Raw genomic sequence first — 16515 nt, 5'->3', positions numbered from 1 at the left:
CGGTTCATTGTTTATTCTGCAAGTAAGTAGATTCGAATTCGTCTGCTGGAAGCGGTTTGCTGAAATAAAAGCCTTGGACAACATCACATTGTTGATCAATTAAAAAGTCAAGTTGCTCCTTTGTTTCTACGCCTTCCGCAATGACTTTCATTTGCAGATTATGCGCCATCGTAATGATGGCTTTAACGATAATGGCATTTTGCGGGCCATTGGCGATTTCCATAACAAATGATTTGTCGATCTTGATGAAATCAATCGGGAAATTATGCAAGTACGTGAGCGAGCTGTAGCCGGTTCCGAAATCATCAATGCTAATCCCAATGCCGAGTTCCTTCAATTGTTGAAGTACCTTCAAGGAGTATTCATATTCCATCGCCATATATTCCGTAATCTCTACGACGAGATAATGGGGATTCAGGCCGGTCCTTTGAAGCGTTTCTTTCATGAAAGCGACAAGATCCTTCGTCAAGAATTGCTGAGTCGATAAATTGACGGAAATTTTGAGTGGCTGAAATCCGGCTACCTGCCATTTTTTGCTTTGAGCACACGCTTCTTTGATAACCCATTTGCCAATTTGATTGATCAAGCCATTTTCTTCCGCTAGTCTGATGAATTTTTCAGGATGTAACAGCCCGAGAGTAGGGTGCTGCCAACGGATTAATGCTTCCATTCCCATAAGTTCACCCGATTTTGAATGGACTTGAGGCTGATAGTGAAGAACGAATTCCTCATGCTCAATCGCTTTTCTCAAATCCATATCCAGTTTGTAATCCTCCTCCTGACCCTCGAACAGCTCGGAAGTATATACACTATAGCGGTTCTTCCCTTGCTTCTTGGCTTGGTACATAGCGTTATCCGCGTAAATCATCAGTTTTTCCATGGAAATCGGATAATCCGGATACAATGCGACCCCGATGCTCGCGGTCGTGTGCAATTCATCGTTGCCAATATAGAAGGATTCATTGAACAGATTCAATACTTCCTCAGCCTTTGCAGTGACATAATCGGGGCTATCAAAATCCTTTAGAAGGAAAATGAATTCATCTCCGCCCATACGAGCAAGGATATCCTGTTCGCCAAGGCAGCCGGATAGACGTTCACTCACTTTTTTGAGCAAAATATCACCGTACGAATGGCTAAAGTTGTCGTTAATCGCCTTGAAACGATCCAAATCGATGAAAATAAGAGCGAGCGTCCGGTTTCGACCGTCCTCCATGTCCTTGATGATGTTCTCGATCTCTTCATTAATAAATCGGCGATTGGGCAGCCCCGTTAAATCGTCATGATACGCAAGGTAATTAAATTTCTCCTGAAGAAAATAGCGATCCGAGATATCCCGGAATTGCCCGAAGGCTCCAATCATCTTATCTCCTTCGTAGATCGGCTGCGCGTCAAAGAGGCAAACAAGACGCTTCCCGTTGTCATTGGTAAATTGGATTTCTTCATTTGTAAAAATCTTGCCGTGTTCTATGACCTCTTTGAAATAGTCACCTGTAATAGGGGAGTCCATAATGTTCCGGCCAATCACATCGTCTCTGCGGTTGTTCGAAATCTGCTGGGCAAACTGGTTAAACTCGGTCGTAATCCCTTTTTCATCGGTTATCACAATGCCGTTCCGTGTCCGGCTCAACATAATTTGATTCATAATATTGAGCTTGCGGTTCTGTTTGCGCAATAAAAGTTCCCGCTCGATGGAATCGACAGACTGTGTCAGCATCGTGAGAAATAAAGGATTTTGAAACTGAATCGGCATCATGATAGAAACACTGCCAAGAATATGATCATCGTCCGTGTAATGGAACGCCGTGCCGTAGCAGGCAATCTCGTGAAGGAATGTGTGATAATGCTGAGACCCGATTATGCTGATCGGATGTTTTTGCTGCAACGCAAGACTGATCACATTCGTTCCCGTATCCTCCAGCACGAACAAGCTGCCGGGTTTAATTCCAAACTGCTCAATCATCCCTTTGATGGTCTCATCGCCTTCAATCTCGAGGAGATAGCCATTCGCGTCCGATACAACGACCAGAATAGGCGTCCCCTTTAACGAGTTCAAAAGTTTATTAGAGAAGAAACGAACGACCGACAAAATTTCACTGTATTCAAGCCGTTTAAACGCGAGTTCCTGCTCATTTAGGAAATGCTTTGGGCGGGATATCTCGTTCGGATCCATACCAGCTTTTTCACAGTACCGATTCGATTCTATTATATAATAAGCATCATGACTACTCATAATTTCCTCCGAATCTATCAAACTTATTACTGGTACCTAATTACTATCTGTTTCTGTCTGTTTGTATAAAAATAAAAAGCAACTCTTTCGCCACAAAACCGATGGATGAAATAGTTACTGTCGTTTCGTTAATTTTATTACAATCTGTATTAGTGTGTATAAGTTGTCAAGAAATTTATTTATATCTAATGGATAATTATAAAGTTTTTAATAATAAAATTCAATTATACTGATCGGGGAAAAACTGGTTCTTAATGAAAAAAGGAAAAGCCTAGCGTCCGATGATTTTGGCGGTGAGATAGGGGGAATGAGTGGATTATTAAAGTTGGGGAAAATGTTCGTGTCAGCTGCCGAAGTGCTCGTGAAACCTGGTGGATCGCAAAAATTTGGGAACCGCTCGTATAATCGTGTAGACCGCTCGTATCCGTTGTCGAACCACTCGTATAATCGTGTAGACCGCTCGTATCCGTTGCCGGAGTGCTCGAATATCTCGGTGAACCGCTCGTATATTTGAAAGAGAGCTCGTATCCGTTGTCGAACCACTCGTATATTCGAAAGAGAGCTCGTACCCATTGTCGAACCACTCGTATATCCAAAAGAGAGCTCGTATCCATCGGCCAACCGCTCGTATATTCGAAAGAGTGCACGTTTCAGTTGCTGAAGTGCTCCTGCAACCTGGTGGATCGCATATTTTGGAACCGCTCGTATAACGGTGTTGACCGCTCGTATCCATTGCCGGAGTGCTCGTATATCCCAGTGAACCACTCGTATATTCAAAAGAGAGCTCGAATCCGTTGTCGAACCACTCGTATATTCAAAAGAGAGCTCGTATCCATTGTCAAACCACTCGTATATCCGAAAGAGAGCTCGTATCCTCCGGCCAACCGCTCGTATATTCGAAAGAGTGCGCGTTTCAGTTGCTAAAGTGCTCCTGCAACCTGGTGGATCGCATATTTTGGAACCGCTCGTATAACGGTGTTGACCGCTCGTATCCGTTGCCGGAGTGCTCGTATATCCCAGTGAACCACTCGTATATTCAAAAGAGAGCTCGAATCCGTTGTCGAACCACTCGTATATTCAAAAGAGAGCTCGAATCCGTTGTCGAACCGCTCGTATATTCAAAAGAGAGCTCGTATCTGCCGGCGAACCGCTCGTATATCCAGAAGGCAGCTCATATTCGCGTTCAGAATGCTCATATCCCGCTCCCAGACTTACGCAAAATCGCGATCCGAACGTTACTTTATTTCGGATCGCGGTGACGTTTCCAATATTCGTATTGGCCGGTGAAGGAGTCGGTTTGAAAGGAGTACTGGTTCCAGGGGCTGGACGTTTCGTTCGTTTCTTCGGTTTTGACGAGCCGCAATTCGCCTGGCTGGAGGGTCATGATGTGTGAGTCGATGACTTTCATTTCTTCGCCGGAAGAGTTGAGTGCCCGGATTTTCACTTGCACTTCTTGTGTTTTGTTTAGATTGTTGCGGATGAAGAATTGATTGCTATACGGTGAATTTCGGCAGCTTGAAGTATTCTTGAGACATTCTCGTTCGGAAGTGACGAGGACGACAGGGAAATCCTCGGCTTGCGCTCCATCTGATGCCTGCATGGCTTTGTCGATTGCCTGGGAAAACGCCATTTTCTTGCCGGTTGGTACAGCGATCAGCAGGATAGTGGATAATGATAGCACTATGCCGATGATGAAGTAGTTGACGGCTTTTGGGTCGTGGATCGATTTCGGTAAATTTTTTCCGCTCGTCAAGGTAATGATGATGTTTACCAGCAAGATAATTCCTGCCAATACACCAACCACAAGGACGACAACCCAGTTTTCGGTTTTTGTCTGAAAGAAAGGGAAGTGATACGCTTGGTGGTAATAAAATTGGATTGCCAAGCCGATTGCGACGAAAGCAAGGTGAAGCAGGACAGGCCATTTGAAAGCGATTCTGTCCCGTTTGCCCGTTTTGACATCATGCGCGAAAGCTATAATCAGCAGGCTTGGTATTGAAAAAATAAGAACGGTTACCATAACATATGGCATCGGTTACACCTCCGTTTCGCCAATTTGTTCGTTTTATTGCACAATGCCCCGATGCGAGTGCCGGCTCATTTCCCGCTGCTCTGCCCTTTGAATGGCTTGCAGAAAATGGTCGACGATGCGATTCTTCTCAGCCACAACTTCACTTAGCCCTAAACGGTGCCATTCGGCATCCAACCGCTTTTCCGCATGTTGATCCTGCGCTCCAATGGCACATGCATATGCCCGCAACCGGTCTTGCTCGGAGAATTGATTCCATAACGTTTCATTGAAATTTCCAAAGGTATCAAATGAATTTCTAAATGCTTGCCACGCTTCAACTTGCTGGTGGCCAAAGGAGCTACGGGTTTTATATAAGATGGCAATTACCATGGCGATGGAAGAAATCGTCCATGCGGCGGCTGAATGTCCAACCCAACCGCTTATACCACAAGCTGTCGCCACAGTTCCTGAAATTAATGAAATGGCAATTAGCCATGATCGCAACATGGGATTGGTATCAAACACACGGGCAAGGTGGACTTCTCGTTTCACTTCCTTGCGCCAGGCATTATGGGCTTCCAAAAAAATAAGGTCGTTCGTTTGATATTCAATAAAATACTTTATGTCGTTCAACTGAAAAACGGGTGCCCCATAATTCACCCGTTCGAACAGCAGTGAGAGTAGCATTTCCTCATGAGGATGATCAACATCCCGGCTAACAAGTTCATATTGCCCTTCCGAAATCTCGCGAATCATCCCTTTTCGAATCAATTCCATAAAGGCAGCGGCTGTCACATACGGCGAGAAGATGCCGTTTTTGACATAAGCGAGACTCGCAGGCACACTCATGCTTTCTTCGGGAATAAAAAATTGGTCCAGCAATCTGTCCAATGCTTCTTTTTTCTCAAGTTTTTTGCGAAAGAACGCTGTAAGGAGAAGGACTCCTAGAAGACCGGCAAGCAATAGGATGGCAGCCGCCTCCGTTGATTCAGATGGAAAAAATGACTGCATCACGTTCACCCCTTTTCTCCTTTACGGAGCAGGGATTAAATGGTTTCATTCATTTTTCCGATTTGACTCCATGAAAAAGAAAAACCCCTGCCAGTTAACTGGCAGAGGGTTCCTATTATTTACGGTCTTCAAATTCGATTTTTGTGTTGTCGCGGAATTTGATTTCCAAGTCGAATTTCTTATAGTCGTTTGGCAGGTCAAATTCTTTGAGCACTTGCTTGATGACTTCTTCTTTTTTCGTATCTTTGGTGATCTTTAGCTTTTCGATTTTAGGGTAGATTTGATCAAACGCTTCTTGGCCTTTGAAAATTTGATTGTTCCGCTCGTCCTTCCACTTTGCATCCAGCATTCCGCTTTCTTCTTCGACTTCAATTTCAACCTCTTTAGAGGATTCTTTTGTTTGACCATAATCAACGCTCAAATCGAATTCCATATAATCGAGCTTGCCCCACTTATCATTCATAACGGAATGGTCTACTTGAGGTGCATTGGCTGTTCCGTTTGTAGATGGGGTATTTGTGTGAGTTTCCACATTTTCAGTTACTTTTTCCGTGGTGGTCGTATTATTCATACCTGGGTTAGCCGGTTCTGTCGTGCCTGAAGTGCCTGTTGTTTTATTGTTCGTCGTTCCGCATGCTCCCAGAACTAAAGCTGCTGCCAATAAGATCCCTGAAACTGATGTTGCTTTCTTCATCACTTTGCATTCCTCCAATATTTTTCGTGGTGTACTTCTACTGTTCCCCGATACGGCATTTTCATACGCCATCCAGAGGGACATTTTTTATTAAGTTTTTTCAAAATACAAGCAATGGATCAAAGTAATAAGGGAATTTTGAACTGGCCATTCTACAGGTACTGATGGGTTAGATAGAGTGTGTTTTGTCTCTTGCGGGCCTTCAAAAGGTGATGAATCGAAAACAGTGCTACTCCGCTGGTCCTCAACTCCATCTTAGGTTTCAGTAAAAATATCAATTTGATAAGTCCTATTTTGGAAAATAGCCACATAGAGTATATAAAAAATCTCCTCTCTTCTGTTGGTGGATGGGAAAGTGCTAAATAGGGGTTTTGATCAGAAATTTGAATCATAGAAGGTGACAGGATGAAAGTGCTGATTACAGGTGGTTATGGCTTTATCGGCTCTCACGTGGCGGATCGATTTTGGAAAGAGGGCTATCAGGTAGTTATCATTGATAACTTATCGACAGGGCAGCGTGATCGCGTGCAGTTTCGCCACAAAGGTTATGTGCTATCTGTAGAGGATGCCGCATGTGAGAATGTGTTTCGTGCTTTTCATTTTGACGTCGTTGTCCATTTGGCTGCCCAAACAAGTGTGGGGGCTTCGGTGGATAATCCGGTTGCCGATGCGGAGTCGAATGTTCTTGGCCTTGTCAATATGCTGACGCTTGCCACGAAATACGGGGTAACGAAGTTTCTATTTGCATCTTCTGCGGCGGTTTATGGTGAGCCTGTCCGTTTGCCTCTTGCCGAAACGGATTCCCTCAATCCGGTGTCGCCTTATGGGATGAGTAAATGGCTTGGTGAAACATACTGTATGAAATGGAATGAGCTGTATGGTTTGGATACGGTCAGCTTTCGATTGTCGAATGTGTATGGACCCAGACAGGGGAATGGTGGGGAAGCCGGAGTCGTATCCCATTTCATAACAAATTTGTTGACGGGACGGACGATTGAAATTAACGGTGATGGTGAGCAGACGAGAGATTTCATTTATGTGAAAGATGTGGCTGATGCGTTTCTGCGTGCTGCCCATTCGCAATTAAAAGGCGTGTATAATTTATCTGCAAATACGGAAACGACCATCCAATCCCTGGCATCCAAGCTTGTTTCTATTCACGGTTCAGGAGAGACAGTTTATCGGACGGCAAAGAATGGTGATATTAAGAAGTCCAGATTGAACAATGAAAAGGTAAGAGTTGACCTTGATTGGGCTCCTCTGTACCATCTGGATGAAGGAATTGAGAAGACATATGCTGCCTTTTCATCAGCCGAAGAGAAAGGCAGGAAGAAAAGTAAGTCCTCCGAAGACTCTTCTAGGTTCTCCATATTTCTCAGATCTATCAAGCCGTATGTTGAGAATCTCCTCGTATTCCTGTTTGTCACATGGCTATATTTGAACGGAACGGTCAGTCTGCAACAATCGACGGATGTCCTCATCGTCTTTTATATTGGACTATTGGGCATTCTTTATGGCAAACGTCAAGCTGTGCTGGCTTCAGGCTTATCCATTCTCCTTATCCTCTACGGACGACTCGCGCAAGGAAGGGAATTCGTCTCCCTCTTATACGACACCGCTTTTCTATTCCAAGTAATCCTGTACTTATTTATTGGCCTCGTTGTCGGTTATGCGACCCAGCGGAAAAATAATATGATTGCTATGCAAAAAGAGCGTTTGGGCGAATTGGAATCACAATATCGCCAGTTAGATGAGGTCCATCTTGACGTGCTTGAAGTGAAAAAGGCGCTGCAACTTCAACTATCGACCCGAGAGGATAGTTTTGGGAAGGTGCATGCACTGCTGAGGGATATGGATGATTTGGAACCGGAGATGGTTTATGTACGCTCTGTCCGCGCGTTACAAGATTTCATGTCGGCGGATCATGTTTCATTCTCCCTTCTTAGTGAAGATCGCCAATTTGCCCGCATTGTTGCAAGAGCAGGAAAATCGGCGGAACGGCAGACAAGTTCATGGAAGGTGAGTGAGCATCCTTTTCTGGAGTCTTTACTGGACGACAAGAACTCTGGCATGTTTGTTAATAAAAAGCTAGATCCTTCAGCTCCAATGATGGCAGCCGTCCTGCGTCACAATGGTGCTGTTTACGGGATCATCGCTGTTGATGGCATCTCTTTCCATCATCTTTCCCTCTATCATGAAAATGTGTTCCGTATTGTAACAGATATCGCAAAACATGCTCTGATTCGTGCTTTTAGCTTTATGCATGCAACTGAGAAGGAACGGTATTACCCCGGCACCCGGCTGTTGAAAAAAGAGGCCTTTGATGTGGTGCTGCAATCAAAACGGCTTGCACAAGAACGAAATGGGCTGCCATTCTCATTGCTTGAGAGTGCCTTGGATCAGGAACGTTTGGCTGCGCAGACCGAAACAATGACCAAACTGCTACGCCAGACCGATTACATCGGCACACAGAAGGAGGGCAAGGTGTCACTCCTTTTGACAAATTGCTCTGAAGAGGATGTTGCGTTTGTGCGTTCAAGGCTTTTAAGGGAAGGGATTGAGACGACCATCTTAGGAGGAGGGATGTAGCGTGTTATACGTGTATGTCCTCTATGTCGTCCTATCTGGCATTCTCCTTGCTTTCTTCCATCGTTCGTCTTGGAAAGAGTGGCTGGTGGCGATGGTCCTTGTGGTGTTCCTGCCTATTATCGGTTGGACTTTTGCAGCTGTTTGGCCCAAACAGGCAATTAGAAATGAAGGAGAATTGTTTGGAAGCTATATGAACGGGCTGGATGAAGACATCCTTATACACCGGGATGCAATCCATACGAAAGTAGATATACAAAAAGAACTCGATGTGATTCCTATTGAGGAAGCATTGCTTGTAAATGATCATGTGACAAGAAGAAGGGTCATGATCGACGTACTGAAGGAAGACGCTGGCCAATATATGAAAGTGCTTCGTACTGCAGTGCAGAATGAAGATACCGAAACGAGCCATTATGCCGTGAGCGCCATTATGGAAGTGAAGCGGAAGCTTTCTTTGGCATTGCAAAGATGCTCTTCGGAATATGCGCGTAATCCGGACAGTCTTCAGGCGGCGCAGCGATATCGTGATGTGCTCAAACAATACATGGATAGTGGGTATTTGGATGATCGTACTCTCAAAAGTTACGAAGAAGTCTACCTTAGCTTGTTAGATCAGATCATCATGACCGATACAGTCAGCATAAACCGGGACTTCGAAGAGAAGATGATGTGCGAGATGAAGCGCGCCAGTTATAAGGAAGCCGAACAAACTGGAATCTCTTATCTGACAAAGTTCCCTGACAGGGAAGAGCCGTATTTGCGCCTAGTGGAATTGTATTATACAACGAAGTCGTCCAATTCCATGCATCGGATGATCCAAGCATTAAAAGAATCTGATACTGTTTTGACAAATCATGGACTTACGCTCGTCAGGTATTGGTCAGAAGGGATTTCTACTCGATGAATATCAATTTCTCCAAAAGTGTTTACTTCCTTCTAATCGCCGTTCTATTGGCGGGCTTCTCCTTCTTAGTTACCCGATCTCAGTATGTCCTCACATTTCAACAAAATGGAGAACTGCTTCATATACGGGATGAATTGAAGTCTCAAGTCGTCCAAGAAGAAGGGGAGGGAATCAATGAAAGGCGATATTGTGTCGCCTTCTCCTCTTCCAATGAATCGAGCAAACTGTTAAAAAACAACGCAGTCAAAACGTTGGAGCTTATGACAAGATTTACAGTCCCCGTCGATCTAGACAGCACCTCCCTCTCCCTGTCAGCTTGCGATGTCGTCGTGAGTGCGGTTGACACAGTGGAGGCACTTGGCAGCGGAGAAGCGCTCGAAGAATTTGTCCATGATGGTGGGTATTTATTGTTTTTGACATCGTTGCAGCCCGGCCCGGAGTTTGTTGTGCTGCATCGGAAGATGGGGATTTCCTCATTTGAATACCAGGTGAGTACGTACGGCATCCGTCTTGACTCCAATATTTTGATTGGCGAAAAAGGGCTCGAGATTGAAGATGAGTTTTTATACAATTCGTCTCTCCTTGTGTCACTCGACGGCCATGCGGAGCTTTTGGCGACAAGTGCCGAGGAGATTCCCCTTATATGGAAGGCGATTTATGGAAAGGGAGCCTTCGTCGTATGCAACGGCTCGTTTCTGGAAGAAAAATTGAATCGGGGGATACTCGCTGGCGCAATAAGTTTGATGGAACCGGATTTTATGTATCCCATATTTAACTCTAAGGTTTTCTTCATCGATGATTTTCCGGCTCCCGTGGCAAAAGGCAGGCATCCCGTCATTTATGAGCAATATAAAAAGGAATTGCCGGTCTTTTACCGTGAGATCTGGTGGCCCAATATGCTAGGGGTAGCGAAACGCCATGATATTCGCTATACAGGTGTATTAATTGAAACGTATGGGGACGATGTCACTCCGCCTTATCCGAATCCCATTGATGCAGTGAGGATGAACCTCATTTCGTATGGACGTGAAATTCTCAAGAGTGGGGGGGAATTAGGTATTCATGGCTATAACCACCAGCCGCTTACGATGGATCAGGCGGTAGCAGATCATTTTGATTATACCGCTTGGAAGAATACAGGAGATATGGTGTCCTCCATTGAAGAAGCCCTTGACTATGCGAAAGGGTCTTTCCCAAGTTATACACTCACCTCCTACGTCCCTCCTTCGAATGTATTATCCACAGAGGGCCGAACTGCTTTACTGGAAGCGTGGCCGGATCTGACCGTTATTTCTTCCCTCTATTTAGAGGATAAAACCGGGATATCTTATGTTCAGGAATATGAAATCGCTCCAGACGGTGTCATTGAGATGCCAAGAGTTACGTCCGGCTACATGGAGAGGCAGTTTGATAGGTGGGCCGAAGCAAATGCGATGACGGCCGTTGGAGTGTTCTCCAACTTTGTCCATCCTGATGATGCGATTAGCGAGGACCGCAGTTTTAATATGACGTGGGAAGAGATCTACCGCAGTTTTGAGAACAATATGGCCCGAGTAAAGCGGACATATCCGTGGGTCCGACCGTTGACCGCAACGGAAGCTGCTTTGGATATGGCTCATGTATTGAACACCCAAGTGCAAATTGAGCAGACGGATAATAGCATTGAAGGGACGCTTTCGACCGGCGGGAAAGAAACGTTTTTCATATTACGGACAGAGCGGAAAATCGGTCGCCTGACAAACTGTAAGGTGAATCGGATTGATGAAGGTGTATTTTTAGTCACCGTGGATGACTCCCGATTCAAATTGGAATTAGGAGGTTACTAGAATGAAAATATGTTTAATTGCCGAAGGATCCTATCCGTACGTGACAGGCGGTGTTTCTACTTGGATCAATACGCTGATGAGTGAAATGCCGGAGCACGAGTTTGGCATTTATGCAATCAGTGCGGATTCAAAACGAAAAGGACAGTTTTTGTATGATTTTCCCTCGAATTTTATGTCCGTTAAAGAAGTCTTCCTTGACTCGTATGGAAAAGAACGGAGCAGATGGGGAAGGCATTTCAAGTTGACACCAGATGAGTCTCAGAACTTAGCTTCCTTAATCAGTGGGGATGGAGAGACAGATTGGGGCAAACTCTTCGATTTATTGCGCAGCAAGAAATTTAAGAACACTGTGGATTTCTTGTCAAGCCGTGATTATTTTGACGTTGTCGAAAAGCTTGCAAAGGAGACCTATCCTGAAGTCCCCTTCACTGAACTTTATTGGACAGTCAATTCGATGATCTTGCCTTTGCTCATTTTAGTTCGTGAAGAGATACCGAAAGCGGATTTATACCATAGCGTTTCAACCGGATATGCGGGTATTGTCGGCGTACTAGCAAAACATTTGTATGGCAAGCCGTTGATTTTGACGGAGCATGGCATTTATTCACGAGAAAGAGAAGAGGAAATCATTAAAGCGGATTGGGTAAAAGGGGAGTTCAAGGATTTATGGATCCGTTATTTTTATACGTTGTCCGGTGCCATTTATGAGGCGGCAGATGAAGTCATCACTTTATTCCATCGGAACAAGGAAATTGAAGTGGAATTAGGATGTCCCGATGAGAAAGTGAGCATTATCCCGAACGGGGTGGAAATAGAACAGTATGCACATGTGTTGAAGCGGCAAGAAGATGGATCCCAGGATGGAATTGTACGAATTGGAGCGATCGTCCGTGTTGTGGCCATAAAAGATATAAAAACAATGATCCAAGGCTTCGCATTAGTGGAGCAGGAAATTCCAAACGCCATCTTTTATATCATGGGACCGGTGGATGAAGATGAAACGTATTATGTTGAGTGCTGCCAGCTCATAGATTCCCTTCAGGTGAAGAATATCCAGTTTACTGGTCTGGTCGATGTCCATGAGTACATCGGGAAAATGGATGTGATTGTACTTACGAGCATTAGTGAAGGGCAGCCACTTGCGATTTTAGAAGCGATGGCGAGCGGAAAACCTGTCGTAGCAACCAATGTAGGTGGATGTAAAGAGCTGCTGATAGGCAAAGAGGATGGTTACGGTCCAGCCGGCATCATCTGCCCAGTTCTCCACTATGGACAGATAGCCAGAGCGGTGATCACGTTATGTAAAGACCAGAAGCTGCGTGAGGCGATGGGGCGAAACGGATATGAACGGGCGCGTGAGCTGTATAAGAAAAGTGAGTTTATCGAAAAATATCGGACATTGTATCAAACTGTGGGCGGGTGATTCCTTTGGCAGGCATCGGGTTTGAGCTTCGGAAATTATTTAAGGAAGAAGGCATCGTTCGGACGTTTCGAGCATTTGGGTATTCTACCTTCATGACTGTGGGACCCATGCTGTTATGTATTGGATTGGTTTTGCTGTTGAAAGAGCTGATGGGCTTGTACGGCGGTGTCCGCGCGGATTCGGAGTTGTTTATTGCAACGATGACGTACTGTTTCATCTTCTCCATTATTTTGACATGCGGGCTCGGCATTGTGCTGACTCGGTTTGTCGCTGATCAGGTGTATGAAAAGAAATATGATGAGGTCATTTCCTCTTTCTATGGCGCTTTATTACTCATCCTGCCACTAGCTGCAATCATCGCCTTTATTTTTCTCCGCGGTGTTTCGGGAAGTTTGGGCTACAAAATGGCCGCATATCTTTTGTTCATGGAACTGGTCATTCTTTGGATTCAAACTGTATATATTTCTGCAATGAAGGACTATGCCCGAATTTTTAAGGGATTTGCTTTTGGCATAGTGGCTGCGTTGTTCGTAGGATGGATTATATTTCAATTTACGGCAATCGAACGGCCGGTCGTTGCCTTGATAGCTTGTGTGATCGGCATCGGCATCGTTGCTGTGCTGCTTATGCTTCATTTTGAACAGGTTCTCCCTAGAAGTGAGAATAGGAATTACTTCGGATTCCTTTATTACTTCAGGAAATTCCCTGCGCTGTCGGTATCGGGAATTTTCGTCTATTCAGGAGTGTTTGTGCATAACTTTGTCTACTGGCTGCAGTCGGATGCCATGGTGGTGGCGGACGGATATCGGTTAATGCCTTTTTATGACTTGCCGGTATTCTACGGCTATTTGTCTGTTGTGCCGTCGCTCGTTCTGTTTATCGTCATTGTCGAAACGGCTTTTTATGAAAAGTATCGGATCTTTTATTCGAATGTCGTTTCAGGAGCGGCTTATGAACGGGTCAATCGGGCAAAGGAATCGATGCAGACGTCGTTGCTCGCAGGCGTCAGCTTTCTCATTGAAGTGCAATTGCTATTTTCCCTGTTATCGGTCGCGCTCGGTTTGCTCTGGCTGCCTAAAATCGGTTTCACGATGGAGCAGCTCGATTTGTTTGTCATCCTTGTCCTCGGTTTCTTTTTCTTCATCATTACATTTGTCCTCCTGCATTTGCTCATGTATTTTGACGATAAAAAAGGTGTTTTTTTCTGCAGCAGCGCCTTTTTCTTATTAAATGGAGTTTTTACTTTTGTAGCGCTGAATTGGGGACTCGATGGAGCGGGCTTATTTGCCGGGGCCGTTGTATCGCTGGCGATCACAATCCTTCGGCTCCTGCACGTGTTGCGGAATATTCATTACTTCACGTTTTGTCCACAGCCTCTTCAAACACTCAAACGAAAAAGGACATTTGGCACTTTGTTTCTTGTTGCCTCCACTAGTGTGCTATTGCTCTCTGCATGTTCACCGTCAGAGGAGAAGGAAGCTCTCCCTTCAGTGGAGGTGTCAGAACCGGAGGGCGCTGAAGTGGGAGAGAGTAATGATAAGTTACGAGAGGATAAACGAATTTACGAAAGGGATACGGATGATTCAGTCAAGGCGCTGTATGTCACGGTTTGGCCAGATGAGTATCCCGATGAACAAACGGTTGACTGGTATGCAATGAACCGGATCACGGAGCGAATGAGTACGGCTAGCTTGCAGATTACAATAGAAGAAGGGTTGGAGGATGGCAAAGGGCCCCGTTCCGGTATGTTCGGCTACGGGGCTGATTCGCCGAATGCCAAAATCAGCCTACGGGGGAACTCTTCGAGATATGCTTCCCAGAAATCGTACAAAATTAAACTGTTTGAGGAAACGGGATTATGGCATGATCAGCGGACCTTGAATCTGAATAAGCATTCCAGTGATTTTTCACGTGTCCGGAATAAGCTTAGCTTTGATTTGATGGAGACGATTCCGGACATGACGAGTTTGCGCACCCAATTTGTTCATCTGTATGTGAAGGATTTGACGAAAAACGATGCGATGCCAGCAGCATTTGAAGATTACGGATTGTATACACATATCGAACAGCCGAACGAAAAGTTTCTGAAATCACATTGGCTCGACCCGTATGGCTATTTATATAAGGTGACCTTTTTTGAATTTCAGCGATATCCGGATGAAATCAAAGCGACCACCGATCCTGCCTATGATGAGTCCGTATTTGAAACAATTTTGGAAATCAAGGGAAGAAAAGAGCATGAAAAACTGATTGCTATGCTCGAAGATGTCAATGATATGAAAAAGCCGATCGAGGAAATAATGGAGACCCATTTTGATATGGACAACTTCCTGACGTGGACGGCAGTCAATATCCTGATGGACAATATGGACACCGATGCGAATAATTTCTATTTATATTCTCCGTTAAATTCGGATAAGTGGTTTATTTTGCCCTGGGACTATGATGGCGGATGGGAACTGCAGCGCGAAAAGAAAACGATTCGGCCCTACCAGGCGGGCATCAGCAATTATTGGGGCAATACGCTTCACAATCGCTTTTTCCGGAAGGAGGAGCATGTTCAACTGTTGATTGATAAGGTCGAAGAACTTAGTGCATATGTGAATGGGGAAACAGTGAAAAAACAATTGGATAAATACACTCCGGTTGTGGGGCCATTCGTTCAGAGAGAACCCGATCTTAATTATTTGCCTAAACAGATCGAGCGCTACCCGGAGGAGCTCCAGCAGTTGATTGATACACCGAAGCGTGCTGTAGAACGTTTTTTGGAGGATCTGCAAAAACCGAAGCCGTTTTACATGGATGAGATAGTGGAAGACGATGGATCACTGTTAACGTTCTCTTGGCAAATTTCCTTCGATTTGCAAGGTGATGATTTATACTACACTGTCCAGGTAGCGAAAGATCCGCTGTTTACTGAAATCATTCATACGGAAACGGATATACGTGGAAATCAAATTCAAATAACCAAACCTGAAAACGGCATCTATTATTGGAAAGTGACTGTGCGTGACAGCGATGGGAATGAACAGACTTCATTTGATATGCATATGGACGAAGAAGGGAACTTCTATTATGGCATCTTGCCGTTCGAGGTGAATTGACGTGCACTTCCAAGGAAAGAAACTCCGAAACGAATTGAAATACTATGTCCATATACAAGAGTATCTAATGCTGCGTGAGAAGCTTTCCGCGGTTCTGCCCTTGGATATCCACTCGTCGACAAGTGAAGGGTATGGCATTCGGAGTCTATATTTTGACGGCGTTCATGACCATTCGTTATTCGATAAAATTAACGGGATTTTTAATCGGGAGAAATACCGGATTCGCATTTATAACGATAGTGATGAGGTTATTAATTTGGAAAGAAAGAGTAAGTTCGGAAACTATATTTATAAAGAAGCGGCTCCTCTCAGCAGATATGAATACGATCAAATTCTACGAGGGGACTATGACACATTGAGAGATTCGGACCAGCCGCTGCACCGGGATTTCCACGCGGCTCTGGCTTATCGGCGGTTTCGGCCAGTCGCGATTACCGACTATACGAGGGAAGCATATACGCACGAGTGGGGAAATGTCCGTATTACCTTTGATAAAAGGCTGGCTGCAGGTGTGAATGGAAACGACTTGTTCGATCCGGGACTCATACTTCAAGAAGCCCTTGGCTCCGAGCAGACCGTTATGGAAGTGAAATTCGACGATTTTTTGCCGGATCACATTCGAAGGATTTTGCAGCTTCAACATATGGCACGCTCGGCCATATCTAAATATGTGATTTGCAGGGAGCTAGGGATGTTTCACTATAAACATTAAGACCCGGG

The 16515-nt window shown here is 44.9% G+C and carries 11 protein-coding genes; 6 read left to right on the top strand and 5 right to left on the bottom strand.

The genetic code is table 11. The annotated features are described in order from the left end of the window. Nucleotides 1-4: 4 nt before the first annotated feature. The 5 genes from ACSW3C_RS12205 to ACSW3C_RS12185 form a co-directional block, all read right to left on the bottom strand. Nucleotides 5-2233, bottom strand: coding sequence for an EAL domain-containing protein (locus tag ACSW3C_RS12205; RefSeq protein WP_486562869.1), 2229 nt, complete (start codon nucleotides 2231-2233; stop codon nucleotides 5-7). A gap of 343 nt (nucleotides 2234-2576) precedes the next feature. Next, on the bottom strand, nucleotides 2577-2966 hold the full coding sequence (locus tag ACSW3C_RS12200) for a hypothetical protein (RefSeq protein WP_486562868.1): 390 nt from the start codon (nucleotides 2964-2966) through the stop codon (nucleotides 2577-2579). Nucleotides 2967-3473: 507 nt separating this feature from the next. Continuing rightward, the gene (locus tag ACSW3C_RS12195) at nucleotides 3474-4265 is read right to left on the bottom strand and encodes a hypothetical protein (protein WP_486562867.1); all 792 of its coding nucleotides are present in this window, start codon (nucleotides 4263-4265) and stop codon (nucleotides 3474-3476) included. Between the two features lie 33 nt (nucleotides 4266-4298). After that, on the bottom strand, nucleotides 4299-5255 hold the full coding sequence (locus ACSW3C_RS12190) for a DUF2207 family protein (protein ID WP_486562866.1): 957 nt from the start codon (nucleotides 5253-5255) through the stop codon (nucleotides 4299-4301). Between the two features lie 115 nt (nucleotides 5256-5370). Continuing rightward, a complete protein-coding gene (locus ACSW3C_RS12185; protein WP_486562895.1) occupies nucleotides 5371-5949 on the bottom strand; it encodes a YusW family protein in 579 nt (192 codons plus the stop codon). A gap of 405 nt (nucleotides 5950-6354) precedes the next feature. Between ACSW3C_RS12185 and ACSW3C_RS12180 the strand changes: the two genes are divergently transcribed. The 6 genes from ACSW3C_RS12180 to ACSW3C_RS12155 are packed head-to-tail and all read left to right on the top strand — an operon-like array spanning nucleotide 6355 to nucleotide 16507. After that, nucleotides 6355-8538, top strand: coding sequence for an NAD-dependent epimerase/dehydratase family protein (locus tag ACSW3C_RS12180; RefSeq protein WP_486562865.1), 2184 nt, complete (start codon nucleotides 6355-6357; stop codon nucleotides 8536-8538). 1 nt (nucleotide 8539) lies between these two features. Then, nucleotides 8540-9442 carry a hypothetical protein gene (locus ACSW3C_RS12175; protein WP_486562864.1) on the top strand — a complete coding sequence of 301 codons (903 nt, stop codon included), beginning with the start codon at nucleotides 8540-8542 and terminating at the stop codon, nucleotides 9440-9442. Next, complete coding sequence (locus tag ACSW3C_RS12170; RefSeq protein ID WP_486562863.1) at nucleotides 9439-11268, top strand: DUF2194 domain-containing protein; 1830 nt, start codon at nucleotides 9439-9441, stop codon at nucleotides 11266-11268. The genes ACSW3C_RS12175 and ACSW3C_RS12170 overlap by 4 nt, the downstream gene beginning before the upstream one ends. 1 nt (nucleotide 11269) lies before the next feature. After that, nucleotides 11270-12691, top strand: coding sequence for a GT4 family glycosyltransferase PelF (gene pelF, locus ACSW3C_RS12165; protein ID WP_486562862.1), 1422 nt, complete (start codon nucleotides 11270-11272; stop codon nucleotides 12689-12691). 5 nt (nucleotides 12692-12696) lie between these two features. Next, the gene (gene pelG / locus ACSW3C_RS12160; protein WP_486562861.1) at nucleotides 12697-15795 is read left to right on the top strand and encodes an exopolysaccharide Pel transporter PelG; all 3099 of its coding nucleotides are present in this window, start codon (nucleotides 12697-12699) and stop codon (nucleotides 15793-15795) included. A 1-nt stretch (nucleotide 15796) separates the two neighbouring features. Then, nucleotides 15797-16507, top strand: coding sequence for a polyphosphate polymerase domain-containing protein (locus tag ACSW3C_RS12155; RefSeq protein ID WP_486562860.1), 711 nt, complete (start codon nucleotides 15797-15799; stop codon nucleotides 16505-16507). Nucleotides 16508-16515 lie beyond the last annotated feature (8 nt).

The sequence above is a fragment of the Sporosarcina sp. AD_1 genome (assembly GCF_057373025.1).
This window is presented reverse-complemented; position numbering and strand designations above follow the sequence as displayed.